At 75.7% G+C, this 25,437-nt stretch carries 20 protein-coding genes and 1 tRNA gene; 17 read left to right on the top strand and 4 right to left on the bottom strand.

The genetic code is table 11. The features are described from left to right. The first annotated feature begins 220 nt into the window (after window positions 1-220). On the top strand, window positions 221-1,903 hold the full coding sequence (locus ACP7CD_RS03365) for a zf-HC2 domain-containing protein (RefSeq protein ID WP_426118837.1): 1,683 nt from the start codon (window positions 221-223) through the stop codon (window positions 1,901-1,903). 150 nt (window positions 1,904-2,053) lie between these two features. Beyond that, window positions 2,054-2,938, top strand: a complete 885-nt coding sequence (htpX, locus tag ACP7CD_RS03360; RefSeq protein WP_017832436.1) for a zinc metalloprotease HtpX — start codon at window positions 2,054-2,056, stop codon at window positions 2,936-2,938. 97 nt (window positions 2,939-3,035) lie between these two features. Here the strand turns inward: htpX and ACP7CD_RS03355 are convergent, their stop codons facing one another. Beyond that, complete coding sequence (locus ACP7CD_RS03355; protein WP_017832435.1) at window positions 3,036-3,527, bottom strand: YajQ family cyclic di-GMP-binding protein; 492 nt, start codon at window positions 3,525-3,527, stop codon at window positions 3,036-3,038. A 138-nt stretch (window positions 3,528-3,665) separates the two neighbouring features. Between ACP7CD_RS03355 and ACP7CD_RS03350 the strand changes: the two genes are divergently transcribed. From ACP7CD_RS03350 to ACP7CD_RS03335, 4 genes are all read left to right on the top strand, one after another. After that, a complete protein-coding gene (locus ACP7CD_RS03350; protein WP_017832434.1) occupies window positions 3,666-3,986 on the top strand; it encodes a hypothetical protein in 321 nt (106 codons plus the stop codon). Window positions 3,987-4,092: 106 nt separating this feature from the next. Further along, window positions 4,093-4,174: transfer RNA gene (locus ACP7CD_RS03345), tRNA-Tyr, on the top strand. Window positions 4,175-4,644: 470 nt separating this feature from the next. Beyond that, on the top strand, window positions 4,645-5,328 hold the full coding sequence (locus ACP7CD_RS03340) for a hypothetical protein (protein WP_426118835.1): 684 nt from the start codon (window positions 4,645-4,647) through the stop codon (window positions 5,326-5,328). Window positions 5,329-5,414: 86 nt separating this feature from the next. After that, the gene (locus ACP7CD_RS03335; protein WP_426118833.1) at window positions 5,415-6,098 is read left to right on the top strand and encodes a class F sortase; all 684 of its coding nucleotides are present in this window, start codon (window positions 5,415-5,417) and stop codon (window positions 6,096-6,098) included. Between the two features lie 43 nt (window positions 6,099-6,141). Here ACP7CD_RS03335 and ACP7CD_RS03330 read toward each other — a convergent pair whose 3' ends face one another. Further along, window positions 6,142-7,179: an LLM class flavin-dependent oxidoreductase gene (locus tag ACP7CD_RS03330; protein WP_109243594.1), complete on the bottom strand. Its 1,038-nt coding sequence runs from the start codon at window positions 7,177-7,179 to the stop codon at window positions 6,142-6,144. A 168-nt stretch (window positions 7,180-7,347) separates the two neighbouring features. Here ACP7CD_RS03330 and trxA point away from each other — a divergent pair, with 168 nt between their 5' ends. Beyond that, on the top strand, window positions 7,348-7,725 hold the full coding sequence (gene trxA, locus ACP7CD_RS03325; protein WP_035924949.1) for a thioredoxin: 378 nt from the start codon (window positions 7,348-7,350) through the stop codon (window positions 7,723-7,725). 115 nt (window positions 7,726-7,840) lie between these two features. On the opposite strand, the gene ACP7CD_RS03320 is transcribed toward trxA, so the two are convergent. Both ACP7CD_RS03320 and ACP7CD_RS03315 read right to left on the bottom strand, forming a co-directional pair. Continuing rightward, on the bottom strand, window positions 7,841-8,560 hold the full coding sequence (locus ACP7CD_RS03320) for a VIT1/CCC1 transporter family protein (protein WP_109221997.1): 720 nt from the start codon (window positions 8,558-8,560) through the stop codon (window positions 7,841-7,843). A gap of 83 nt (window positions 8,561-8,643) precedes the next feature. Beyond that, window positions 8,644-9,633, bottom strand: coding sequence for a DNA-3-methyladenine glycosylase family protein (locus ACP7CD_RS03315; protein WP_017834261.1), 990 nt, complete (start codon window positions 9,631-9,633; stop codon window positions 8,644-8,646). A gap of 52 nt (window positions 9,634-9,685) precedes the next feature. Between ACP7CD_RS03315 and ACP7CD_RS03310 the strand changes: the two genes are divergently transcribed. The 10 genes from ACP7CD_RS03310 to ACP7CD_RS03265 all read left to right on the top strand — a co-directional run bounded on the left by ACP7CD_RS03310 (window position 9,686) and on the right by ACP7CD_RS03265 (window position 25,423). After that, window positions 9,686-11,128 carry a DUF2079 domain-containing protein gene (locus tag ACP7CD_RS03310; protein WP_095651600.1) on the top strand — a complete coding sequence of 481 codons (1,443 nt, stop codon included), beginning with the start codon at window positions 9,686-9,688 and terminating at the stop codon, window positions 11,126-11,128. A 178-nt stretch (window positions 11,129-11,306) separates the two neighbouring features. Continuing rightward, the gene (locus ACP7CD_RS03305) at window positions 11,307-13,247 is read left to right on the top strand and encodes a DEAD/DEAH box helicase (protein ID WP_370658560.1); all 1,941 of its coding nucleotides are present in this window, start codon (window positions 11,307-11,309) and stop codon (window positions 13,245-13,247) included. A 120-nt stretch (window positions 13,248-13,367) separates the two neighbouring features. Continuing rightward, window positions 13,368-14,948 (top strand): sensor histidine kinase, encoded by a 1,581-nt coding sequence (locus ACP7CD_RS03300; protein ID WP_052132803.1) that lies wholly within the window; start codon window positions 13,368-13,370, stop codon window positions 14,946-14,948. A 9-nt stretch (window positions 14,949-14,957) separates the two neighbouring features. Then, window positions 14,958-15,626 carry a response regulator transcription factor gene (locus ACP7CD_RS03295; protein WP_017834257.1) on the top strand — a complete coding sequence of 223 codons (669 nt, stop codon included), beginning with the start codon at window positions 14,958-14,960 and terminating at the stop codon, window positions 15,624-15,626. Between the two features lie 74 nt (window positions 15,627-15,700). Then, entirely contained in the window at window positions 15,701-17,002 is a 1,302-nt protein-coding gene (locus tag ACP7CD_RS03290) for an Nramp family divalent metal transporter (protein WP_017834256.1), read from the top strand. Between the two features lie 190 nt (window positions 17,003-17,192). After that, on the top strand, window positions 17,193-18,404 hold the full coding sequence (locus tag ACP7CD_RS03285) for a glycosyltransferase family protein (RefSeq protein ID WP_426118828.1): 1,212 nt from the start codon (window positions 17,193-17,195) through the stop codon (window positions 18,402-18,404). Further along, on the top strand, window positions 18,401-19,792 hold the full coding sequence (locus ACP7CD_RS03280; RefSeq protein ID WP_109243744.1) for a glycosyltransferase: 1,392 nt from the start codon (window positions 18,401-18,403) through the stop codon (window positions 19,790-19,792). The genes ACP7CD_RS03285 and ACP7CD_RS03280 overlap by 4 nt, the downstream gene beginning before the upstream one ends. Beyond that, the gene (locus ACP7CD_RS03275; RefSeq protein WP_426118826.1) at window positions 19,792-21,063 is read left to right on the top strand and encodes a glycosyltransferase family 4 protein; all 1,272 of its coding nucleotides are present in this window, start codon (window positions 19,792-19,794) and stop codon (window positions 21,061-21,063) included. Before ACP7CD_RS03280 ends, ACP7CD_RS03275 begins: the two co-directional genes overlap by 1 nt. Then, the gene (locus tag ACP7CD_RS03270; protein WP_426118824.1) at window positions 21,060-22,889 is read left to right on the top strand and encodes an ABC transporter ATP-binding protein; all 1,830 of its coding nucleotides are present in this window, start codon (window positions 21,060-21,062) and stop codon (window positions 22,887-22,889) included. Before ACP7CD_RS03275 ends, ACP7CD_RS03270 begins: the two co-directional genes overlap by 4 nt. Then, the gene (locus tag ACP7CD_RS03265; RefSeq protein WP_284563468.1) at window positions 22,886-25,423 is read left to right on the top strand and encodes a phosphotransferase; all 2,538 of its coding nucleotides are present in this window, start codon (window positions 22,886-22,888) and stop codon (window positions 25,421-25,423) included. The genes ACP7CD_RS03270 and ACP7CD_RS03265 overlap by 4 nt, the downstream gene beginning before the upstream one ends. The last annotated feature ends 14 nt before the right edge of the window (window positions 25,424-25,437 follow it).

Below are 25,437 nucleotides of genomic sequence, written 5' to 3'. Positions count from 1 at the left end.
TGTGTTACGAACGGGAACGGCTCGTGACAGGAGCGGCGTGCCGCGCTCCGCCGGGGCGCTCTACCATGGGCTCGGGGGACCGGGGGGTCCACAGTTCTGGAACCGCGCGCCGTCGGCGTGCGCCGTCATCGTCTTCGCCGGGGGCACGGCCCTGCGGCACCGCTCCCGGGTCGCCCGCACCGCAAGGTGACCGAGCGTTCCCGAGACCGACGGAGACCCCATGACGCGCACGACCGAGCCGCTCGCCCAGGGGCGCACCCCGCGCACCGACGAGGAGCTGCTCGCCGCGGTGCGGGCGCAGCAGCCCGACGCCTTCCCGGACCTGCGGGACCGGCACTGGCACACCGCCGTGGTCGTGGCGCGGCTCCACACGCCGAGCCGCCAGGACGCGGAGCAGCTGGCGGGCACGGCCTTCGACCAGGTCCTCGCGGAGCTCGGCGAGGAGACGCAGGACGAGGACGGGCCGGGGGTCTTCCTGCGGGCACGGCTGGTCGCCGTCGTCGGCCGGGCCGGCGTGGAGCGGGCGAGCGCGGCCGGGACGGTCACCGGCATCTATCTCGGTCTCCCCGCGTCGTGGCAGGCCGTGCTGTGGCACCTGGAGGTCGAGGCCCTCGGGCTCGAGCGGACGGCCGCGGTGCTCGGGCTGAGCCCCGCCGCCACCACCGCGCTGCACCTCGAGGCGCGCGCCGGGCTGCGGGCCGCCTACCGCCGGGCCAGGCAGGACCTGCCGACCCTCGCCGGGTGCGCGGACTGCGCGGCCGACCTCGGCGCCTTCGCCGACGGCGGCCTGTCCGCCGAGCGGACGCAGGCCGTGCAGGACCACCTCGACGAGTGCCCGCGCTGCACCGCCGACCACCTGTACCTGCAGGACACCGAAGCAGGCCTGCGCGGCTGGCTGCTGCCCGTGCTCGCCGGGGTGCCGCTGTGGGACGTCCGGACCGACGAGCTCGTGGAGCTGGTCCGGGCCGCGGGACGGATGAGCGCCGGGCGACTCGGCGCGGCCCCGGGCACCGACGTGGCCGGCGGGGCCCTCGCCGCCGTCCACGTCACCCGGCGGGGCCGGAAGGTGCTGCTCGGCGCCGGGGCCCTGGCGGCCGCGGCGGCGCTGGCCGGGATCGTCGTGACCGGCTCCGGCGGTCCCGGCGACGGGACGACACAGGCCACGGGGCGCCTCGGCGGCTCCGGCGCGACGGGCCCCTCCGCGCCGGAGGCCTCCGCACCCGCGGCCTCCGCCGGGGACGACGGCGCGGCCACCATGGCCCGCGGCGCCGGTGCAGCGGTGCCCGGTGGTGCCGGCGGGGTGCTGTCGCTGCCGACCTCCGAGCCGTCCCCCGGCCCCCTGACCGAGGCCGCGGCCGAGGCACGGACCGCCGGGGCGGGCGGCGGAACGATCACCACCGCGGCCACGACGGACGGACCGGCCGCCGGCTCACGGGAGGCCGCCGCCGATGCCGGCGCGTCGACCGGGCGTCGCACCGAGGCGGCCCCCTCCACCCGGGGGAGCGTCCAGGACGACGGCCGAGCGCCCCGGCCCGCGGCGGCGGGTGGACGGCCCTCGGACAGCGGCACCCCCGGCGGCTCCTCGGCGGCCGGCGGCGGCACTCCTGCGCCGCTGCCCGCGGCCGACGACGACGGCAGCCCGGCCGGGGAGGCCCCTGTCGAGCAGCCCCCGGCCGCCGGGCCGACCGAGCCCAGGACGCCGGTGATCGAGAGCCCGGGCACCGAGCCACCCTCGGAGGAGGTCCCGGCCCCGGAAACCCCGGCCCCGGAAACCCCGGCCCCGGAGACCCCGGGCGCGGAACAGCCCCCGGCAGAGCTCCCGTCGACCGGAGCAACCGGGCCGGGGAACCCGTCCCCGGAGCCCGGTGCCGGCGGTGCCACTCCTCCCACCCCCGGCGGGTGACCGCGGCGATCCCTCCGGCACCGGGCGACGAGCACGCCCGGCGCCGGCTGGGAGAACCCTGGGCGTCGCCCGGCCCGGGAAGACCGGCGCCGCCGGCGCCGTTGTGCCCAACGGAAGACCCCCGTTCCCGATGAAGGAGCCGCACCCGCGATGCACAGCCACAACAACGGGCTCAAGACCGTCCTGCTGCTCGGCGGCCTGTGGGCGGTGCTGCTGGCCATCGGGTGGGTCGTGGCGAGCGGGACGGGCAGCAGCGTCTTCATCTGGGTCTTCGCGCTGATCGGCCTGGCGTCCACGGCGTACAGCTACTGGAACAGCGACAAGCTCGCCCTGCGCTCCATGCGCGCCATCCCGATCACCGAGCAGCAGGCGCCGGGCTACTACCGGATCGTGCGGGAGCTGTCGCAGCGGGCGAACCAGCCGATGCCCCGTCTGTTCATCGCCCCGACGATGAGCCCCAACGCCTTCGCCACCGGACGGAACCCGGAGAACTCGGCGGTGTGCGTGACCGAGGGCATCCTCCAGCTGCTCGACGAGCGCGAGCTGCGGGGCGTGCTGGGCCACGAGCTGATGCACGTCTACAACCGGGACATCCTCACGTCCTCGATCGCCGCGGCCGTGGCCGGCATCATCACCTCGGCCGCGCAGTTCCTCCAGTTCTCGGCCATCTTCGGCGGGGGGCGGGGCGGTGACCGCGGCAACCCCCTCGTGGGGCTGCTCCTGGCCTTCCTGGCGCCGCTCGCCGCGACCGTCATCCAGCTCGCGGTCTCCCGCACCCGTGAGTACGACGCCGACGAGGACGGCGCGCAGCTCACGGGCGATCCGCTCGCGCTGGCCTCCGCCCTGCGCAAGATCGAGATGGGCACGAACGCCCGGCCGCTGAACCCCGCCGACCAGAAGCTGGTCAACACCTCGCACCTGATGATCGCCAACCCGTTCCGCGGCGGCGGCGCCTCCAGCCTGTTCCGGACCCATCCGCCGACCGCGGACCGCGTGGCCCGGCTCGAGGGCATGGCGGGGATCGGCCGCCGCTGAGCCCGCCCGCCGACGACGACGGAGCCGCCCACCTCGCGAGGTGGGCGGCTCCGTCGTCGCACGGGGGGAGCGGCGCGAGCCGCGCCGCGGGACGAGCTCAGCGGTAGTTGATGAACTGCAGGTCCACCTCGAGATCCGAGCCCTTGAGCAGCGTGATGACGTCCTGGAGGTCGTCGCGGGACTTCGACGACACCCGCAGCTCGTCGCCCTGGATGGTGGCCTTCACGCCCTTGGGGCCCTCGTCGCGGATGAGCTTGGTGATCTTCTTCGCCTGGTCCTGGGCGATGCCCTCCTTCACGGAGGCCTCGATCCGGTACTCCTTGCCGGAGGCGAAGGGCTCCCCGGCGTCGAGGGACTTCAGGGAGATGCCGCGCTTGACCAGCTTCGACTGGAAGACGTCGAGGACGGCGTTGACGCGCTCCTCGGAGTTCGCCTTCATGAGGATCTTCTCGCCGGAGAAGTCGATCTCGGCGCCCACGCCCTTGAAGTCGTAGCGCTGCGCGATCTCCTTCTGGGCCTGGTTCAGGGCGTTGGACACCTCCTGCTTGTCGACCTTGCTGACGACGTCGAACGAGGAATCGCTGGCCATGCTGCCTCCTGGGCTGGGACGGTGGACGGGCGGCGTGCGGCCCGCAGGACTGTGTCCCAGCCTACCGGGGAGGGCCCCGTCACCGTTTCGTGACCTGCGCCCAAGGATCCGCCCAGGTCGGTCTCCCAGGATGGCGGCATGAGCACATCCGAGGGTCACGACGACGTGACGCCCGGCCCGGGGCGGACCCGGCGCGGAAGCGCCGTGGCGGCCACCGCGCTGGCGGCGGTCCTGCTGATGGGCATCGGGCTGGGACCGGCGGCCGCGACCGCCGACGGGACGGCGCCGCCTGCCCGACCGGGCACGGGGGCCTCGGCCACCGAACGGCTCGACCCCCAGGCGGCGCAGCGGCTGATCGGCGTCGCCGAGGACCTCGCGGACGCCGTGACCCACGGCGAGATCACCGCGGAGCAGGCGGAGAAGTTCCTCCAGCAGGTGTGCGAGCGGCTCGCCGCCTGAGTGGTCCCCGGCAATTTCGCATCGCGCCGGATCTTCTGTACTGTTGAACTGCTCCCGCACGCGGGGGCGGCCACCGCCGGTCCGGAAGGGCCGGCGGGAGCACCCCGGCAGATTACCCGAGCGGCCAAAGGGGGCTGACTGTAAATCAGCTGGCAATGCCTACGGGGGTTCGAATCCCTCATCTGCCACGAGTTCCACCACGAAGGCCCCGGTCCGCGCACCGGGGCCTTCGTCGTCCCCGGTCACGGCGGGTCACCACGTCCCCCGCTGCCGGGACGCACCCGCCGACCCCGGCCGCCAGGAGAGCGCCGGGGCGGTGCCCGGGCGGGTATCGAAGGCCACCCGGGCCGCGCGGAAATCCGCACCCGAGTCCCCTGATCCGGGGACACGCCCAAGGCGCCGCCGCGCCGTTCCAGCCTTAACAATTGCTAAGAACATGAATATCCTTGTAGCTTGAGGCGACAGCATCATCCGGCCACGTGCCAGCACTCCCCGAGCCGGCACGTCGGGACCCCCTACTCCGGATGACCAGCAGCACGACCGACCCCGCAGCGCTCCCGCCGGTGTGCCACGCCGAGGACGCTGGGAAGGACTGTGCCGCGCGCTGGTACCCCAGGGGCAGGCCCGGGGTTCTGAATGATTGAGGAGACAGACCGATATGACTGCTGTGAAGAAGTGGGTGGCCGCGGGTTCGTCGGCTGCCGTCCTGGCCGGAGGCCTGTTCCTGGGCGCCCCCGCCGCCCACGCCGACACCTGTGTGGCCCCCGCCGCCAGCACCGCGGTGACCAACCTGGTCACCGCCGCCGACCACCTCTACGACGCGGGCACGCACTTCAACTCCCTCGTCACCGACCAGGCGGTCCTGGGCCAGCTCCAGAACCAGCAGGCCGTGCTGGAGGACGCCATCGTGAACGACGACACCGTCGACCGTGCGCAGGGCGCCTGGACCGAGATCCTGCGCCTGCAGGAGTCCTACGCGGCCTCGAGCAGCGATCCCGCCGTGGACGAGGCCTACGCGGCGAGCTCCGCCGCCGCGGCCAACTTCCAGACCGCCGCTCTGGAGGCCCGCGCGCAGGGCGAGGTCTTCATGGAGGACGGCGCCGATCTCGTGGCGCTCTTCCAGGGCAACTGCGACGTCCTGGGCGTCGGGGGCGACTCCGACGACTGGAGCGACTCGGATGACGGGGCCGGCACCGGCACCGACTCCGGCGTGAACCAGGGCATCAACATGCAGACCGCCGAAGAGGGCGGGCTCAGCACCGGCGTGCTGGCCGGCCTGCTGGCCGCCGGTGCGGCCGTGTCCGGGGCCGTGGCCTTCCGGGTGCGCCGCGCACGCGCCTGATCCCGAACCGCTGACCGCCCTGGTGCCGCGCTCGCGCGGCACCAGGGCGCAGCCATTTCCCGCGCCGACCCCCGGAGGACCAGAGAATGGACGCACCCGAGCAGCAGGCCGCGCCGCGCCGTCGTGCGGGCACGCGCTGGGCCGCCCTCGGCGGTCTGGGTGCTGTGGCCGCCCTGTCCGCGGTCCTGCTGACGGACCCCTGGGGCGCGGAGGGCACCGGCTCCCCGGCCGCGACGGCGACCGCCCCGGTGGAGGCCGTCTCGGCGGCGCCCCCCACCGCGGCCCCCACGGGCACCCCCTCGGCCGCGGCCACCCCCGACCGGCCGGCGGCGGCGGCCCCCGTGCGGCTGACCGTCGAGGACGCCCGGTTCGACGTGACCGTCCTGCCGCTGACGCCGAGCGAGCAGGAGCTGGCCACGGAGCTGCTGGTCCCGCCGGACACCCTGGACGGCTACTGGCTCACCCCGTACGGCATGCCGGGCGAGGGCTCGGAGAACACCACGTACATCACCGGCCACAGCTGGGAGGACCGGGACGCCCCGTTCAACCGGCTGAGCGATCCCGGGCTCGTGGGCAGCGAGATCGAGCTGGAGACCGGGTCCGGGACGCTGGAGTACGTGGTGGACTCGGTGGTCACCCACGACAAGAACACCCTGAAGGACAGCGACATCTGGCGCATCGTCCCGGACCGGCTGGTCATCGTCAGCTGCTACACCGAGGACCTCTGGGGGAAGAACGTGGTGCTCACGGCGTCCCCCGCGCCGGCCTGAGCCGGAGTCCCCGGCCCCGAGCGCCGGGTCCCGGCACCGGGCGTCAGCTGAGGGCGGCGCGGACCCGCGGCACCACCTCGGCGCCCAGCAGCGTGATCGACTCGAGCACCAGGTGGTGCGGGACGCCTCCCGCGTCCATCCGGAGCAGGAGGCGCTGGTGGCCGAGCGCGCGCTGCTGCGCCACGATCTTGGCGACCACCTCGTCCACGTCCCCCACCACGAGGGTCCCGTCCGGGCCGCACTCCCGGTCGTACTCCTCCCGGGACCAGCGGGGATCCGCCGGCCCGACAGGCCCGTGGCTGCGGGCCCCCGCCGCGAAGTAGGGGTGGCTGAGCTCCCGGGCCTGCGCCGGGGTGCGCGCGACGAAGCCCGGCACGTTCAGGCCCACCGGGGTGCCGACGTCCCGGCCGGACGCCTCGAGGGCCCGCCGGTAGGCCGCGACGACGGGCACCGCCCCGGCGAAGGGACCGTGGGTGCGCAACAGGGCGAGGGGCAGCCCGAGGGCGCCGGCGCGGGCCACGGAGGCCGGCGTGCCGGAGCTGCCCAGCCAGATCGGCAGGCACGGTTGCAGCGGGCGCGGCTCGAGCTCGAGTTCGACGCCGTCCCGGGCGAGCGGACCGGCGAAGGTCGGGGGACTGGTCTCCCGCAGCGTGAGGAGCCGGCGCAGCTTCTCCTCGAACAGGGCGTCGTGGTCCTGCTGCTCCAGCCCGAGGGCGCGCAGCACGCGCTGCGAGGCGCCGCGGCCCACGATCAGCTCGGCCCGGCCGCCGGAGATGTTGTCCAGCATGGCGATCTGCTCGTAGAGCCGCACCGGGTCCCCGGCCGTGAGCACGGAGACGGCCGTGGTGAGCCGCAGGAGGTGGGTGCGGCCGGCGATGGCGGAGAGCAGCACCACGGGGGAGGCCGCCACCACGTCCGTCCCGTGGTTCTCCCCGACGCCGATCACGGTGAGCCCGGCGCGCTCCGCGGCCTCGGCCTGCTCGATGATGTCCCGCAGGCGCTGGCGGCTGTCGGGCCGGGTGCCCGTCACGGGGTCCGGGACCACCTCGCCCAGCGAGAAGATGCCGATCTCGAAGTTCATGGCGCACCTCGGCGTGCACGGGGTCTGTCCCCGGACCGGCGTCCCGGTCCCGGAGCCCGCGCCGGAGGCCCGGCCCGGACGCCCAGTCTAGTGCGCGCCGGCGGTGCGGTCTTGAGCCGGCAGTGAAATCCTGTGCCCCCGGCCGGCTCTGCCTCTACGCTGGAGGGCATGGCTACTGTTGACATCACCCAGGACACCCTGGGCCAGACCATCGCCGAGAACGACATCGTCCTGCTCGACTGGTGGGCCGAGTGGTGCGGACCCTGCAAGCAGTTCGCACCGACCTACGAGGCCGCCTCGGAGAAGCACGAGGACATCGTCTTCGGGAAGGTCGACACCGAGGAGCAGCAGATGCTCGCCGCGTCGGCCCAGATCTCGTCGATCCCCACGCTCATGGCCTTCCGCGAGGGCATCCTGGTCTTCTCCCAGCCGGGCGCCCTGCCCGCCTCCGCCCTCGACCAGGTCATCGACGCCGTCAAGGGCCTCGACATGGAAGAGGTCCGCGCCGAGGTCGCCAAGCAGTCCCAGGACGCGCCCAACGCCTGACCCCTCCCGCACCACCGCGCCGGGCCCCGCCTCTCCGTGAGGCGGGGCCCGGCGTCGTCGTGCCCGGACCGCCCGGTGCCCCCGGGCGCGGGGGCACCGGGGGTGCCGGGGCAGCTCAGACGAGGCCCGTGACGCCGAGCAGGGAGCCCACGGCGAACGTGGCGACGAGGGCGAGGGCGCCGCCGACGACGACGCGCAGGGCCGCGCGACCTGTCTGCGGCGTACCCCCGAGACGGGCCCCGAGCCAGCCGGTCAGGGCGAGCGCCGCGAGCACGGCGACGAACGTCACGGGGAGCCGCCACTCCTCCGGCGGCAGCAGGATCGCCAGGAGCGGCAGCAGGGCGCCGAGCAGGAAGGACAGCGCGGAGGCGACCGCCGCGTTCCAGGGGCTGACGATGTCCTCCGCGTCGATGTTGAGCTCGGCGTCGAGGTGCGCGGCCAGGGCGTCGTGCTCGGTCAGCTCCTCCGCGACCCGCCGTGCGGTGTCCTCGGAGAGTCCCTTGGCCTGGTAGATCTCGGCGAGCTCCTGCAGCTCCGCCTCGGGCATCTCGGCGAGCTCCCGCTCCTCCTTCTCGATCAGGGCCCGGTGCGAGTCCGACTGGCTGGAGACGGAGACGTACTCGCCCAGGGCCATGGACAGGGCCCCGCCCACGAGCGCGGCGGCGCCCGCGGTGAGGATCGCGCTCGAGCTGGCGGTGGCGCCCGCGACGCCGACGACCGTCGCGGCGACCGAGACGATGCCGTCGTTGGCGCCCAGCACCCCGGCCCGCAGCTTGTTCATCCGCTCGGTGTAGCCCACGCCGTGGGGCTCCTGGATCACGTGTTCGGTGGTCATGGCTCCATTGAACGCCCGCCGGTGCGGCCGTGCCAGCAAGGACAGGATGTCCTCACCGGCACGCGCCGGAGGGCCACCGGCGCTCACCGGCGCCGGTGGTCCTCCGGGTGCAGCCGCGGAGCGAACGAGGGCTTGCGGAAGCCGGAGGCCCGCAGCAGGCGCACGACCCGCTGCCGGTCGCCCCGCCACGGCTCCAGCAGCTCCAGCATCCGGCGGTCGTCGCCGGGACGCCGGTCGAAGAACCAGCACACGGTGTCCGCGAGGTGGAAGTCGAAGACGCTGACCGAGTCCGGGTCCCCGTGCGTGCACTGGACGATCTCCGCGACCGTCCAGGGCCCCAGGCCGGGGATCGAGCGCAGCCCCCGGTGCAGCTCGGCGTCCAGCGGGGCCCGGCCCAGGCGCTCCAGGGCGGCGGCCCGTCCGGCCACGCGGCGGACGGTGGCGGCCCGGGCGCCGTCGACCCCCGCCCGGTGCCACTCCCACACGGGCACCCGGCACCACGCCTCGGCGGTCGGGGCGATCCGCATCCCCTCCGGCGCCGGACCGGGGGCGGGTTCGCCGTGGCGCCGGACGAGCTGCCGGTGGGCCGCCACGGCCTCGCGGACGGTGACTCGCTGCTCGAGCACCGAGAGCACGGCGCGGTCCAGCACCCGGCCGGTCGAGGGCAGCCGCAGCCCCGGGTGGTGGTGCCGGGCGACGCGCAGTCGGTGGGGGAGCGCGCCGAAGGCGTCCGAGGCCTCGAACCGCTCCCACGCGTCCTCCGCGCCCGCCCAGCGCGGGGCCTCCAGCAGGAACTGCTCGGCGCCCGGTCCCCACGCGCGCACGCGCACGGGCCGCTGCAGGGGCCGGCCGGCGCCGGTGCGGGAGAACAGCGCCGTGACCGGGCCCGCCGGCGTCCGGGCGGTGACCCACACGGCGTCGGGCGCCGCGACCCGGACCAGGGGATCGGCGCTGCCGCGGCCCAGCACGCCGAGCGTCTGGCCCAGGTGCAGCGCGCCCTCGGGGTCCCACACGAGCTCGGCGTCCGGGGCCACCGGGAGCCGGCGGGCGGGCGGGGGAGCGGTGACGGCCATGAGACCATGATGGCAGTCCTGTCCGACGGCGCCCCCCGCCACCGAGGAGGCCATGCCCGCCACCGCGCTCCGCCGCGCCGCCCCGCCGGCCCGTCCCGCGCCGCTGACCGGGCGGGCGCGGCTGGTGCCGCTGGGCGTGGGGCTCCTCGTGCTCGTCCTGTACGTGTGGTGGTCCCTGCTCCAGTGGCACCGCTGGGAGGTCCCGTCCTGGGACCTGGGGATCTTCACCCAGCTCGCCAAGTCCTACGCCGCCGGGGACGGCCCGGTCGTGCACATCAAGGGCCACGGCGCGAACCTGCTGGGCGACCACTTCCACCCGATCCTGGTGCTGCTGGGGCCGGTCTACGCGCTGTTCCCGTCCGCGCTGACCCTCCTCGTGGTCCAGGACGTCCTCGTGGCCGTCTCCGCGGGGGCACTGACGGGCTTCGCGGTCCGGGCGCTGGGCCCGGGCCCGGGCGCGGCCCTGGGGCTCGCCTACGGGATCAGCTTCGGGCTGCAGGCCGCCGTCGCGGTGCAGTTCCACGAGGTGGCCTTCGCCCTGCCGCTGCTGGTCCTCGCCCTCGGCTGCCTGGTGGAGCGGCGGTGGACTGCGGCCGCGCTGTGGGCCGCCCCCGTCGCGTTCGTCAAGGAGGACCTGGGCGTCACGGTCGCGGTGCTCGGCCTGGTGCTCGCCTGGCGGGCGCACCGCGAGGCGGACGGGGACCGGCGCCCGGTGGCGCTCGGGCTCGCCCTCGCCGCGTGGGGCGCGGCCTGGTCGGCGCTCGCGGTGACCGTGGTGCTGCCCGCCCTGAGCCCGGACGGCCGGTTCGCGTACGCGGACCGGCTGGACCTCGCGGCGGTGGCGGCCGACCCCGCCGGGGCCCTGGTCTCCCTGGTGCTGCCGGGCCAGAAGGCGCTCACCTGGTTGGCCGTGCTGGCGGTGGGCGTGGTGGTCGCCGTGCGCTCGCCGCTGGCGCTCGTGGCGCTGCCCACGCTGCTCTGGCGGATGCTCTCGCCGAACCACGGCTACTGGGGCACGGGCTGGCACTACAGCGCCGTCCTCATGCCCATTGTCTTCGTCGCCCTGCTCGACGCCGTGCTGCGGCTGCGCGGCGGACGCCTCCGGCGGCTCGCCCGGGCCGCGCCGGCACTGGCGCTCGTCGTCGCGCTCCTGCTGGTCCCGGGGCGCCCGCTGGCCGACCTCGTGGACCCCGCCGCCTACCGTCCGGACCCCCGGGCGGGCGCCAAGGCCGCGGTCGTCGCGGCCGTCCCCGAGGGGGCGAGCGTGGCCACGGACCTGACCCTCCTGCACCACCTCGTGCCCGGCGCGCAGGTGCACTGGCTGGGGTCGGAGGGCGATCCCGCCCCCGACTACGTGGTGGTCGACCGGCTCGGGGCCGCGTGGGGCGGGAACCCGCCGGGGGACGTGGCCGGCTGGGCCCGGCAGCGCTACGGCGCCGGCTACACCGAGGTGCGTGACGAGAAGCACCTCGTGCTGGTGCGCCGCCGGGGCTGACCGCGCCGTCGCGTGCGCTAGACTGGACGGACCGAATCCGGTCACTCCCTCACTTTCTCGTGCAACGCGATGCCGTCCGCGCATCGTGTTCGGCCGCGGCCCGTGCCGCGCCGAGTCCGACGCTCCCGCCCCGTGCGGGGCTCCAAGTGGTTGGCAGGGACGTCCGGACACCACGACCGTGGCCGACGCCCCTGGGCATGCTCCCGGGCCGCCACCCGCACAGATAACGAGGCACTTCTCCATGACCGTCGACACCCCCAGCACCCCCGGCACCGCCGAGGAGCACACCATCACCTTCGCCGAGCTCGGCATCGACTCCCGGGTGCTCGCCACGCTGGACGAGGTCGGCTACGAGAACCCCACGCCCATCCAGGCCGCCACCATCCCGGTGCTGCTGCAGGGCAAGGACGTGGTGGGCCTGGCCCAGACCGGCACCGGCAAGACCGCGGCCTTCGCCGTGCCCGCGCTGTCCCGGCTCGCCGAGCTCTCCGACGTCAACGGCGTCTCCCGCGACACCCAGGTCCTGGTGCTCGCCCCGACCCGCGAGCTCGCCCTCCAGGTCGGCGAGGCGTTCTCCTCCTACGCCACCCACCTCGAGGACTTCACCGTCCTGCCGGTCTACGGCGGCTCCCCCTACGGTCCGCAGCTGGCCGGGCTGCGCCGCGGCGCCCAGGTGGTCGTCGGCACGCCCGGCCGCGTGATCGACCACCTCAAGAAGGGGTCCCTGGACCTGTCCCACCTGCAGTACGTGGTCCTCGACGAGGCCGACGAGATGCTGCGCATGGGCTTCGCCGAGGACGTCGAGCAGATCCTCTCGCAGACGCCCGTCGAGAAGCAGGTCGCCCTGTTCTCCGCGACCATGCCCCCCGCGATCCGCAAGATCGCCAAGCAGTACCTGCGGGACCCGCAGGAGATCGCCGTCAAGGGCAAGACCACCACGGGCACCAACACCCGCCAGCGGTACCTGCAGGTCATGGGCTCCCACAAGATGGAGGCCATGACCCGCATCCTCGAGGTCGGGGACTACGACGGCGTCATCGTCTTCGTGCGCACCAAGGCCGCCACCGAGGAGGTCGCCGACCGGCTCAAGGCCCGCGGCTACGCGGCCGCCGCGATCAACGGCGACATCCCGCAGAACATGCGCGAGCGCACGGTCGAGGCCCTGCGCGAGGGCAAGATCGACGTCCTCGTGGCCACGGACGTCGCGGCCCGCGGGCTCGACGTCGAGCGCATCTCGCTCGTGGTCAACTACGACATCCCGCACGACACCGAGTCCTACGTGCACCGGATCGGGCGCACCGGCCGCGCCGGGCGCTCCGGCGAGGCGATCCTGTTCATGACCCCGCGGGAGAAGTACCTGCTGCGCGCGATCGAGAAGGCCACCCGCCAGCCGGTGGAGCTCATGCGCATGCCCTCCACGGAGGACGTGAACCAGACCCGCAAGGACAAGTTCGCCCAGCAGATCACGGACACCATGGAGTCCGAGGACCTCGGCCAGTTCCGCGAGCTCGTCGAGCAGTACCAGGCGGAGCACGACGTCGACGCCGTGGAGATCGCCGCCGCGATCGCCGTGATGGCCCAGGACGGGCGGCCCTTCTTCGTGGAGGAGCTGCCCGAGCCGGTGCAGCGCACCCGCGACCGGGACCGTCCGGGGCGGGACGGCGACGACCGTCCGCGCCGCGAGCCGCGCACCGAGAAGGGCATGGCCACCTACCGGATGTCCGTCGGCCACCGGCACCGCGTCTCGCCGGGCTCCGTGGTGGGGGCCCTCACCAACGAGGGCGGGCTGAGCGGCGAGCAGATCGGGGCGATCGACATCCGCTCGACCCACACCCTCGTGGGCCTGCCCGAGAACCTGCCCGCCTCCACCCTGGACCGGCTCTCCCGCACGCGCATCAACGGTGAGCTCATCCAGCTCGAGGCCGACCGCGGCCCGGGCGCCGGCGCCCGGACCCGACCCCGCAGCACCTCGTCCTCCTACCAGGACCGCCCCCGCCGCGGCGGCGGCGCCCGGGGCGACGACTCCCGCGGCGGCTACCAGGGCAAGCGCTCCGGGTACTCCGCGGGCGACCGGGACGGCGAGAAGCCGTTCCGCAAGCCGCGCAGCAAGAAGTACTGAGCCCGGGGGCAGGACCCCGGACCGGGAGGAGGGACGGGCCGCACGGCCCGTCCCTCCTTCATCTGCCTCTCACGTGCCGTCGATAGGCTGGGGCGCATGTCGGGCGCGCGGTGGGAGAGGGTGCGGACGGAGCTGCGGTCCGTGCGCAGCCGGGTGCTCGCCACGACCATCGCCTTCCTGGCGGTCGCCCTCCTCGCCGTGGGCGGGATCACCCACTACCTGCGCCTGGTGGACCTCGACGAGTCCGTGCGCCAGGACATCGTCCAGGAGGCGGGGGAGCTGCAGCGGCTCGCGCAGCGCGGACCGCTCGGCCCGGACGCCTCTCTCTCGGAGGACCTGGACGCCACGGCCGAGGAGCCGTTCACGGACCTGCCGCAGCTCTTCTACACCTTCATGACCACCACGGTGCCCGGGGAGCACGAGAGCATCCTCGCGCTCGTCGGCGGCGAGCCGGCGTTCGAGCACGCCGACCGGTCACGGTTCCAGCTCGACGCCCCCGCCACGCTCGCCGCGGCCGTGGAGCGGGCCCGGCCCGGGCAGACCGTCGTCTTCGACCTCGAGCAGGACGGCCGGACGCTCCGTCTCGGCGTCATCTCGGTGGTCCTGGACGAGGACCCGCGCCAGGGCTACCTCGTGGTCGGCTTCGACATGAGCGCCCAGCGCCGGATCGTGCTGGACTCGCTGTGGCGCTACCTCGGCATCGCCGCCCTCACGACGGTGGTGGCGGGGCTGGTGGCCTACGTCCTGGTGGGCCGGGTCACCGCACCGATCACCCGCCTGCGCCGGGCCACGGAGCAGATCAGCCCGGACGACCTGGGGCGACGCGTTCCCGTCACGCAGGACGACTCGGACGTGGGCCAGCTCGCCGTGAACTTCAACGGCATGCTCAGCCGGATCGAGGCGGCCTTCGTCCAGCAGCGCCAGTTCCTCGACGACGCCGCGCACGAGCTGCGCACCCCCCTGACCATCCTGCACGGCAACCTCGAGCTGATGGACGAGCACGACCCCGCCGACGTCGAGGAGACCCGGGCGATGCTCCTCGACGAGATCGAGCGGATGAACCGCCTCGTGGAGGACCTGCTGCTGCTCGCCAAGGCCCAGCGCGCCGACTTCATCCGCCCCGGCCCCGTGGACGTCCCCGCCTGGCTCGACGACACGATGGACCGGCTGCGCGCGCTGGGGGACCGGCGCTGGGAGCTCGAGGCGCGGGCCGAGGGGCAGGTCGTGGCCGACGCGCAGCGGCTCACCCAGGCGGTCGTGCAGCTCGCCGCCAACGCGGTGAAGTTCTCCGCCCCCGGGGACCTCGTGGCCCTCGGCGCCGCCTGGGCCACCGGGCCCGCCGCGCCCGGCGAGGACACCCCCGCGCGCAGCCTCGAGGTGTGGGTCCGGGACACCGGCGTGGGCGTGGCCCCGGAGGACCAGCAGCGGATCTTCGAGCGCTTCGGCCGGGCCGAGACCGGGCGCACCGTGGAGGGCTCCGGGCTCGGCCTCGCGATCGTGGCCGCCATCGCCCACGGGCACGGCGGGACCGTGGGGCTGCGGTCGAGCCCCGGCCGCGGCGCCACGTTCACGCTCCGGCTGCCGGAGTCCCCGCCCGCCGCGGCCCCGGTCCCCCCGTCCGGTGCCGCCGGGTCCGGTGCAGCGGTGCCTCCCGCCCCCGTGCCCGGTCCCGACCTCAGCCCCGCACCTTCCAGGAAGTAGAGGCACCCCATGGCCAGCATCCTCATCGCCGAGGACGAGGAGCGCATCGCGCGCTTCATCCAGAAGGGCCTGCGCGCCGCGGGCTACACGACCACCGTGGTCGAGGACGGCACGAGCGCCCTCGACTACGCGAGCACCGGGGAGTTCGACCTGCTCGTCCTCGACGTGGGTCTGCCGGGCATGGACGGCTTCCAGGTGCTCTCGGTGCTGCGGTCCCTGGGCTTCTCGATCCCCGTGATCATGTGCACCGCCCGCGACTCGGTCGAGGACACCGTCGCGGGGCTGGAGCAGGGGGCCGACGACTACCTCGCGAAGCCGTTCCGGTTCCAGGAGCTGCTGGCGCGCGTCCGGGCCCGGCTCCGGGACCGCGCGGTGGCCGAGCAGACCGACGACGGGCTGCGCTACGGCGGGCTCGCCCTCGACGTCGGGACCCGGTGCGCGGTGCTCGAGGACCGGCAGGTCGAGCTCTCCGCCCGGGAGTTCGCCATGGCCAGGGCGTTCCTCGAGAGCCCCGGTCAGGTGCTCACGCGCGAGCAGCTGCTGAACAAGGTCTGGGGCTACGACTTCGACGGCTCGTCCAACGTGGTGGACGTCTACGTCCGCTACCTGCGCAACAAGCTCGGCGCGGAGCGCATCGTCACCGTGCGCGGAGCCGGCTACCGCCTCGCCAAGCTCTGATCGGCACCGGCCCGGTAGGGTGATCCGGGGCACGGCCCCGGCCACCCGACGGACCGATCTGACGAGGAACCAGCATGAGCGAAGCGAACGAGAAGTCTTTCGCGGCCCACCGCGCCCGCACGGACGACGACGGCGGGGCGCCCGCCAAGTGGAAGATCGTCGGCCCAGGCCTGGTGGTCGCCGCCACGGGCGTCGGCGCCGCCGACATGGTCGCCACCCTGGTCGCCGGGTCCCGGTACGGGTACGGACTGCTGTGGGCGGTGATCCTCGGCGTGATCCTCAAGATCATCCTCGTGGAGGGCGCCGGGCGCTTCACCCTGGCCACCGGCAGGACGATCTTCGAGGGCTGGCGGTCACTGGGCCGGTGGACCACCTGGTACTTCGGCCCGTACATCATGATCTGGGGCTTCGTCTACGGCGCCACCGCGATGTCCTCGGCGGCGCTGCCCCTCGCGGCGGTGTTCCCCGTCCTGCCCCTGTGGGCCTGGGCGATCATCATGGGGCTGCTCGGGTTCGTCATGGTGTGGTTCGGGAAGTACTCCTTCTTCGAGAAGGTCACCGCCGCCCTGGTCGGCCTGATGTTCGTCACCGTGGTGGGGCTGGCGGTCATCGCCGCCCCCAACATCCCCGAGATGCTGACGGGCCTGGTGCCCGTCATCCCGGAGGGCGGCGTGCTCTACACGCTGGCGCTCGCCGGGGGCGTGGGCGGCACCATCACCCTGGCCGCCTACGGCTACTGGCTGCGCGAGAAGGGGTGGTACACGCCCAAGTGGATGCGCGTCATGCGGATCGACAACTCCATGGCCTACGTCGTGACGGGGGTCTTCGTCATCGCCATGCTCGTGGTGGGCGCCGAGGTGGTCCGCTCCGCCGGGGTGGCGCTCAGCTCCGGTGACGAGGGCCTGCTCGACCTCTACGCCGTGCTGCGCGCGGAGTACGGCGACGTGGTCGGCACCGGCTTCCTCATCGGCTTCTGGGCCGCGTCCTTCTCCTCGATCATCGGCGTCTGGAACGGCGTCTCCCTCATGTTCGCGGACTTCTGGGGCAACATCCGCGGCAAGGAGTCCGGCCACCCCGACACCCGGGTGGGCGGCAAGTACTTCCGCTTCTACGTGCTGTGGCTGACGTTCCCGCCCATGGTCCTCTTCGCCCTGGGGCAGCCGATCGGCCTGATCCTGGCCTACGGCGTCCTCGGCTCGCTGTTCATGCCGTTCCTCGCCCTCACGCTGCTGGGCCTGCTCAACGGCAGCCGGATCCCGAAGGAGTGGGCCAACAAGCTCCACACCAACATCGCCCTGGGCATCACGGCCCTGCTCTTCGCCGTCCTGGGCGGCCAGCAGCTGGTCAAGGCGGTCGCGCCGGTCTTCGGCGGCTGAGCCGGCCCGCGGCCGGTCCACGCGGGCGGACCGGCCCGCCGGGGCCTCCGGGCCGGTCCCGGCGGGCCGGGCGTCCGCAGATGAGAACCTTTTCATCGACGGCTCATGTTCTCATCATGTCCCTCGGCCACAGTGGGCGGCAGCCGCACCGGCGCCGGACCCACCGGCGCTGATCCCCGAGGAGGACACGATGAGCGACGACGAGCTGCGGGTGGTGCTGTACTCCCACGACTCCCAGGGCCTGGGCCACACCCGCCGAAACCTGGCCCTCGCCCGGTCCCTCGCCCAGCACCTGCCGGCGCTGACGGGGCGCCCGGTGACGGGCATGCTGCTGACCGGCATCGACGCCGCCACGTCCTACGGGCGCCCCGACGGCTTCGACTGGGTGGTGCTGCCCGGGATCCGCAAGGGCGCGGGCGGCTACGCGCCCCGCAACCTCTCCGTGGGCATGCGCCACCTGACCGCCCTGCGCTCCGGGATGGTGGACGCCGCGCTCACTGCCTTCCGCCCGCACCTCGTCGTCGTCGACCGCCACGCCTGGGGGGTGGACCGGGAGCTGCTGGAGCCGCTGCGCAGGCTCCGGGACCGGAGCCCCGGCACGGCGGTGGTCCTCGGCCTGCGCGAGGTCCTCGACGAGCCCGCGGCCGCGGCCCGCGAGTGGTCCGCGCTCGGGGACCTGAACCCCGTGCGGGAGGTGTACGACCAGATCTGGGTGTACGGCGACCGCGCGGTGCACGACCCGGTGGCCTCCGGCGAGATCCCCGCCGAGCTCGCCGACCTGGTCCGCCACACCGGCTACCTCGCCACCGGCCGGGCCGCCGGACGGCGCACGAGCGGCGTGGACCGCCCCTACGTCCTCACCATGGCCGGCGGGGGCTCCGACGGCCACCGCCTGACCCTCGCGGCGGCGCGCGCCCGGGTGCCCCACGGCCACCGGCACGTGGTGATCACGGGTCCGCAGATGCCGGAGGAGCACGCCGAGCAGGTGCGCGCCGCCGCCGTGCCGGGCACCCTCGTCCTGCCGTCCGTGCCCGACGCGCTCGCGGAGGTGGTGGACGCGAGCGCGGTGGTGTCGATGGGCGGCTACAACTCGGTCGCCGAGATCCTCACCACGAACACCCCCGCGCTCCTGGTCCCGCGCGACCGGCCCCGGCAGGAGCAGCTGATCCGGGCCCGCGCCCTCCAGGCCCACGGCGCGGTGGACGTGCTGACCGCCGACGCCCTCACCGGCGCCGCGCTCAGCGGCTGGCTGCACCGCGTGGTGGGCACCGTGCGCCTGCGCCGGCACCTGGCGCTCGACGGGCTGCACGCCGTGCCCGTCCTCGCGGCGCGGCTCCTGCCCGCGGGCCCGCCGCCGGTGCCCGCGCAGGCCGTGCCGGCCCGTGCCGGAGGCCTCCGGTGAGCGGCCACCGCATCGGCTACGTGCTGAAGGTCTACCCCCGCTTCTCGGAGACCTTCGTGGTCACCGAGGTCCTGGCCCGGGAGGCCCAGGGCGAGGACCTCACGATCTTCGCCCTCCGGCACAGCACCGACCCGCGCTTCCACCCCGAGCTGGCGCGCGTCCAGGCACCGGTCCACCACGTGGAGCGCCCCGAGCGGGCCTCCGCCGGCTGGGCCGTCCTGGCCCGCGCGGCGGAGGTGGTCCCCGGCTTCGGCCCCCGCTTCGCCGCCCTGCTCCCGGAGCTGGCCGGCACGGAGGCCTCCGAGGTCCACCAGGGGGTGGCGCTGGCCACCCGGGTCGTGGAGCAGGGCATCACGCACCTGCACGCGCACTTCGCGACCCTCGCCGCGCACGTCGCCGAGATCGCCTCCCGGCTCACGGGGGTGCCGTTCTCCGTGACGACCCACGCGAAGGACATCTTCCACGAGTCCGTGGACCCCGCCCGGCTGCGCCGCACCCTCGAGCGGGCGGAGCACGTGGTGGCGATCTCCGAGTACAACCGGCGGCACCTGGCCTCCGCGTTCCCCGCGCACGCGCACCGGCTGCGGCTCGTGCGCAACGGCCTGGAGCTCGCCCGCTTCCCCTACCGGGACCCCGCGCCCGTGGGGGAGACCCTGCGGGTCGTGGCCGTGGGGCGGCTCGTGGAGAAGAAGGGCTTCGACCGCCTCGTGCGGGCGGCCGCCCGGTACCGGGAGCAGGGCGGGCGGCTGTCCGTCACCGTCGCCGGCGGCGGCGAGCTGGAGCGGCCGCTGCGCGCCCTGGTCGCGGAGCTCGGCGCCGGGGACGTCGTCGACCTCGTCGGGCCCCGCACCCAGGCCGAGGTCGGCCGGCTGCTGCGCGCCGCGGACGTCTTCGCGGCCCCGTGCACGGTGGGCGCCGACGGCAACGCCGACGGCCTGCCCACCGTGCTGCTCGAGGCGATGGCCATGGGCGTGCCCGTGATCGCGAGCGACGTCACCGGCATCCCCGAGGTGGTCCGCAACGCGGCCCCGCGCACCGGGGTCCTCGTCCCCGCCGACGACGACGACGCCCTGCTCGGCGCGCTCGCCGCGGTCGCCGACCCCGGATTCGACCGGGTGGGCGCCGCCCGGGCCGCCCGCGCCCTCGTGACCCGGGACTACGACTCGACCGGCCAGGCCGCCGCCCTGCAGGCGCTGCTGCCCCCGCCGGTCCCGGACCGGGCGGAGCCCGACCCGGCCCGGGGCCCTGTCCGGCACGCCGCACGCCCCCCGGAGGCCCCGAGCCTGCTGCCGCCCCGTGGCCGGACCCGAGAGCCCGCCCCGGCCCCTGCCCGAGCCGCCGACCCCGTCCCAGGACCCGTCCCCCTCCGCGAAGGAGCCGACCGCTGATGCGTCTCGCCTACGTCTGCGCCGACCCCGGCGTCCCCGTGTTCGGCACCAAGGGCGCCTCCGTCCACGTCCAGGAGATCCTGCGCGCCTGGCGCGCCCGCGGCGCCGAGGTCCGCCTCTACGCCACCCGGGTCGGCGACGACGTCCCCGCCGACCTCGCCGACGTCCCGGTCGTCCACGTCCCGGTCCCGGCGGCCCCCGCGTCCGCCGCTCCCGGCCGCGCCGCGCGCGTCGCGGCCCGGGAGCGGGCCCAGGCGGACGCCGCCCGCCGGATCACGGAGCGGGTCGTCGCCGACGGCGCCGACGCGGTGCACGAGCGGCACTCCCTGTTCTCGACCGCCCTGGCCGGGATCACCGGCGCGCTCGGCGTCCCGGGCGTCCTCGAGGTGAACTCGCCGCTGATCGACGAGCAGCGGACCCACCGCGACCTCGTGGACGGGGCGGCCGCCCGCGCCGCGCTCGCCGCGCAGGTCGCCGCCGCCGAGCGCACGGCCTGCGTCTCCGAGCCGGTCGCCCGCTGGGTGGAGCGGACCGTGGCCGACACCGGCGGGCCGGCCGGCCGGGTCCTGGTCGCCCCCAACGGGGTGAACGTGGAGCGCATCCGTCCGTGCCGCGACTCCGCCGCCCGGGGACCGGACCCCGTGCCGCCGGTCGTCGTGTTCGTCGGCACGCTCAAGCCCTGGCACGGCGTGGAGCACCTGCTCCGGGCCCGCGCGGAGGCCTCCGCCGCCTGGCGCCTGCGCGTGGTGGGGGACGGTCCCCAGCGGGCGTCCCTCGAGGAGCTGGCCGCCGAGCTGGGCGTCGACGCCGAGTTCACCGGCGCGGTGCCCCCCGCCGCGGTGCCCGGGCTGCTGGCCGACTGCGCCGTGGCCGTCGCGCCCTATCCCGCCACGGAGGACGCCGCGGACCAGTACTTCTCGCCGCTGAAGATCTACGAGTACGCCGCCGCGGCCCTGCCGGTCGTCGCGTCCCGCGTGGGCCAGGTGCCGGCCGCGGTCGAGGACGGGGTGACCGGGCTGCTCGTGGCGCCCTCGGACCCCACCGCGCTGGCCGGCGCCGTCGACGCGCTGGTGGCCGATCCCGGCCGGCGGCGTGCCCTGGGACGCGCCGGCCGCCGCGACGCGGTCGCCCGGCGCTCCTGGACCGCGGTGCTCGACGGCATCCTCGCCGGCACGGACCTCGCCCCTCCGGATCCCACCGGCACGCGACCCCGCAGCGGCGCCGCACCGCGCCCGGCCGCACCGGGAGCACTGCAGGGAGCGCCGCGGTGAGCGGGGGCAGGCGGCTCGACCGCAGGGCCCTCCGGCGCACCCTCGGGCTGCTCACCCCGCACCTGCGCGAGCACCGGCTGCTCGCCGCGGGCGGCGTCGTGGTGCTCCTGGCCGAGGTGGCCTTCCGCGTGCTCGAGCCGTGGCCGCTGAAGATCGTCGTCGACGCCGTGTCCCTCTCCCTCGGCGCCGACAACGTCGACCCGTGGATCCCGGAGGCCTCGTGGCAGCTGCTCGCGGCCGCCGGGCTGGCCACGGTCGCGGTCGTGGGGTTCCGCGCGCTCGCCAACTACCTCGCCACGGTCGCGTTCGCCCTCGTCGGCTCCCGGGTCTCCACCGCCCTGCGCGCACGGGTGTTCGCGCACGTCCAGGCGCTGTCGGACCGCTACCACTCGGTCTCCCGGGCCGGGGACACGGTCCAGCGCCTCGTCTCGGACATCGGCAAGCTCCAGGAGGTGGCCGTCACCGCGGGCCTGCCGCTGCTGGCCAACGTCATCACGCTCGTGGTCATGTGCACGGTGATGCTCTTCCTCGACTGGCTCCTGGCCCTCGTGGTGGTCGTGGCGATCCTGGCCTTCCTGCTGGTGGGCCGAGGGTCCTCCGGGCGGATCACCGAGGCCTCGCGCCGGACCCGGCAGGGGGAGGGCGCGCTCGCGAACACCGCCCACGAGTCCCTCGGCGCGATCCGCACCGTCCAGGCCTACGGGCTGGAGGAGCACATGGCCGGCTCCTTCGGCCGCGCCAACCGGCAGGCCCTCACCCAGGGCGTGCAGTCCCGCCGTCTGGCCGCCGCGCTCGAGCGGGCCACGGACGTGATCGTGGGCGTGGCCACCGCGGCCGTGATCTTCGGCGGCGGCCTGCGGGTGCTCGAGGGCGCCATGAGCCTGGGCGACCTGGTCCTGTTCACGACCTATCTCAAGACGTGCATGAAGCCCCTGCGGGACATGGCCAAGTACACCGGGCGCATCGCCCGCGCCGCGGCCTCCGGGGAGCGGGTGGCCGACCTCGTGGCGGAGCCCGTGGACGTGCGGGAGGCCCCGGGCGCCCTGGTCCTGCCCGGGGTGCGCGGGGAGATCGCCCTCCACCACGTGGACGCCGCGTACGGGGACCCGGAGCACGGCGGGCGCACCGTGCTGCGCGACGTCGACCTCGTGATCCCGGCGGGCCAGCACGTCGCCGTCGTCGGCCCGTCCGGCTCCGGGAAGTCGACCCTCGTCTCCCTGCTGGTGCGGATGATGGACCCGGTCGCCGGGTCCGTGACCCTCGACGGCCACGACCTGCGCGCCCTGAGCCTCGGCACGGTGCGCGGCAGCACCGCCCTGCTGCTGCAGGACTCCGTCCTCTTCCACGGCACCGTGCGGGAGAACATCCGGCTCGGCCGCCCGGGGGCCACCGACGCCGAGGTCGAGGCCGCCGCGTCCGCCGCCCAGGCCCACGAGTTCGTGACGTCGTTCCCGCAGGGCTACGACACCCCGGTGGGGGAGCGCGGCTCGACCGTCTCGGGCGGGCAGCGCCAGCGGCTGGCCATCGCGCGCGCCCTGCTGCGCGACGCACCCGTCGTGCTGCTCGACGAGGCCACCACCGGACTCGACCCCCGGTCCGCCCGGGACGTGCTGGACGCCCTCGGGCGCCTGGTCCGCGGCCGCACGTCCCTGGCGGTGACCCACGACGCCGCCCTCGCGCTCGCCGCCGACCGCGTGCTGTGGGTCCAGGACGGGCGCATCCTGCTCGACGGCGCCCCCGAGGAGCTGCTCGCCCGGCCGGACGGCGTGTTCGCCGCGTGGGTCGAGCAGCAGCGGGCGCAGGACCGCGGGGAGGTCCGCTCGTGACGCGGCACCTGCCCGACTCCTGGGAGAGCCTGCCCGCGCTCGCCGCGGTCCTCGACCCCGGCCGGCTCACCGAGCTCTTCGGCCACCAGCTCGGCGGTCCGCTGCGGACCAGCCACCTGCGCTACAAGCCCGGCGTCTCGGTCGTGGCCCGCGTGGACGCCGGGACCACGGGCGCGGTGCACTGGGTCGCCGCCTACGCCCCCGCCGGGGACGGGCGGGACAAGCTCGAGAAGGTCCTGGCCCGCGCCGCGCGGGACGGCCGGCCGGCGCCCGTGCTGGTCGCGGACGTGCCGGGACGCCCCGGTCACCGCCTCGCCGTGGGGACGATCGGCACGGACCCCGAGCTGCGGCGCGCGCTCGCCGTGCTCGGGCCGGACCGGGCCCGGCGGCTCGGGCAGCCGGGGGACCCCGCCCGGCTGCTGCGCTACAACCCCCGCCGCCGCGCGGTCCTCACGGGCGCCGACAGCGGCGGGGCCGGCCGGGTCACGAAGCTCACCGCCGGCCCCGCCCCCGCGGACCCGGTGCTGCTGACCCGGCTCGCCGCCGCCGGGATCCCGGTGCTCGCCCCGGTGCCCGTCCCCGGCCTCCCCGTGTCACCGCACGTGCTGCACTACCCCTGGTTCGGGGACGGCGACCTCGCGGCCCGCGCCGCGGCCCCGGACGGCCCAGGCCCCGGCACCGGACCCGGAGGGCCCGTGCTCCAGGCCGCCGCCGCCGCGGGCACGGCACTGGCGCAGCTGCACGAGCGCGGACCGGCGCTCCTCGGCTCCGCACGGGTCGGCGCCCCCCTGGACGCGGGCCGGAAGCTGCGCTCGCTGGCCGCCGACCTGTCCGCCCTCGACCGGCGGTCGGGCGTCCGCTGCGCCCGGACCGGCCGGGCCGTGGCCGAGGCCCTGGCGGACCGCACCGGGGCCCCCGTGCGGATGCTGCACGGGGACTTCTCCGCGGACCAGGTGCTCGTGCGCGGCGGCGGGGGCCCGGGGGCGCCGGAGCTCCGGCTCGCCGACCTCGACCGGATCCGCACCGGCACGGCGGCCGACGACCTCGGCAGCTTCCTCGCCGTGGAGCTCCTCGGCCCGGGCGCCGAACAGCCCCCCGCCGCAGCCGAGGAGCTGTCCCTGACGGGCGCCCTGCTGCGCGGGTACGGGTCCGGGGCGGCGCTGCCGCCGTGGCCCGAGGTCCTGGCCTGGGCCGCGTTCCACGTCCTCGCCCGGAGCATGGAGCCCTTCCGCTCGGCCGCCGCCGGCTGGCGGGAGCGCACGGACCGGCGGATCGAGCTCGCGCAGCGGCTGGTGGATCAGGTGCAGCGGGCGCCGGTGACCCCCACACTCGCGCCGGAGTCCGTGCCGTCCGCGCCGGGCGCCCCGCCGTCCGTGCCGCGCGGCGCCGTGCCCGCCGACCGTGTGCCCGCGGGCCCCGTGCCCGCCGGCGGGGATCCGGTGCACGTCGTGGACTCCGGCAGTGGGCACGTCCCGCGGACCCGCCCCGTGCGCGTGCCGGAGACCGTGCCGGACGCCGACGGGCGGCCGCTGCGGGTGCGCCGCGCCTGGCCGGCGGACGGCACCCGGCTCGTGCTCGAGCTCGAGGACGAGCACGGACGCGTTCGCGCGGGCGAGGCGGCCCCCGGCGCGGGGCGGCCGTGGGCCGTCCGCGTCCTGCCCCACGGCGAGGACCCCCGCCTCCCCGGACTCGCCGCGGCGGCCGCGGCCGGCGGCCGGGTGGTCGTGCACCGGCACCGCCGGCGGGCGGTGGTCGGCACCCCGGACCGCTTCGTCAAGTTCCTGGCCCGCGGCCGGGCCGCCCGGGTCGCCGAGCTGTCCGACCGGCTCCACGGGCTGGGCACGGCGGCGGGCTTCGCCGTGCCCGCCGTCCTGGCCCGGGCCGAGGACCGGGTCGAGTTCTCCGTCCTGCCCGGCCGGAGCCTGCACGAGCTGGGGGCCGCGGGACGGAACGACGCCTACCGTGCCGCCTGGGCGGAGTGGGCGCGGTGCTGGCCGGCCCTGGCCACCGCCGCGCCGGGCACGGAGCCGCTGCCCGCGCACACGGCCGAGGACGAGGCCCGCACGCTGGCCCGCTGGGCCGGCCGGCTCGAGGCGTTCCCGGGTCTGCTCGAGGCCCCGCCGGGGGCGGTCGCCGCACGGGCACGGCGGATCGGGGCGGAGCTCTCGGCCCTGCCCGCCGACCGGCGGGGCCGGGTCGTGCTGCACCGGGACCTGCACGACCAGCAGCTGCTCTTCGACGGCGCACGGCTGGGGCTCCTGGACTTCGACACCGCGGCCCTCGGCGAGCCCGAGCTCGACCTCGCGAACCTCTCCGTGCACCTGGAGCTGCGCGCGGCGCAGGGCCTGCTCGACCCCGCGCTCCGGGCGGCGGGACAGGAGGCCGTGACCGCGGTGGCCCGGGTGCTGGGCGCCGACCCCGGCCGTCTCGCCGTGCACGCCGAGGCGACCCGGCTGCGGCTCGCCTGCGTCTACGCGTTCCGCCCGCGGTGGCGCGCTGTGGCGCAGGACCTGCTCGACGGGCTGCGTTCCTGAGAGGGCTCTCATGT

It is taken from the genome of Kocuria sp. LHG3120 (assembly GCF_049897445.1).
Taxonomy (GTDB): domain Bacteria; phylum Actinomycetota; class Actinomycetes; order Actinomycetales; family Micrococcaceae; genus Kocuria; species Kocuria rosea.
The sequence above is the reverse complement of the archived record's forward strand: the minus strand, read 5'-3'. Positions and strand labels throughout refer to the sequence as shown.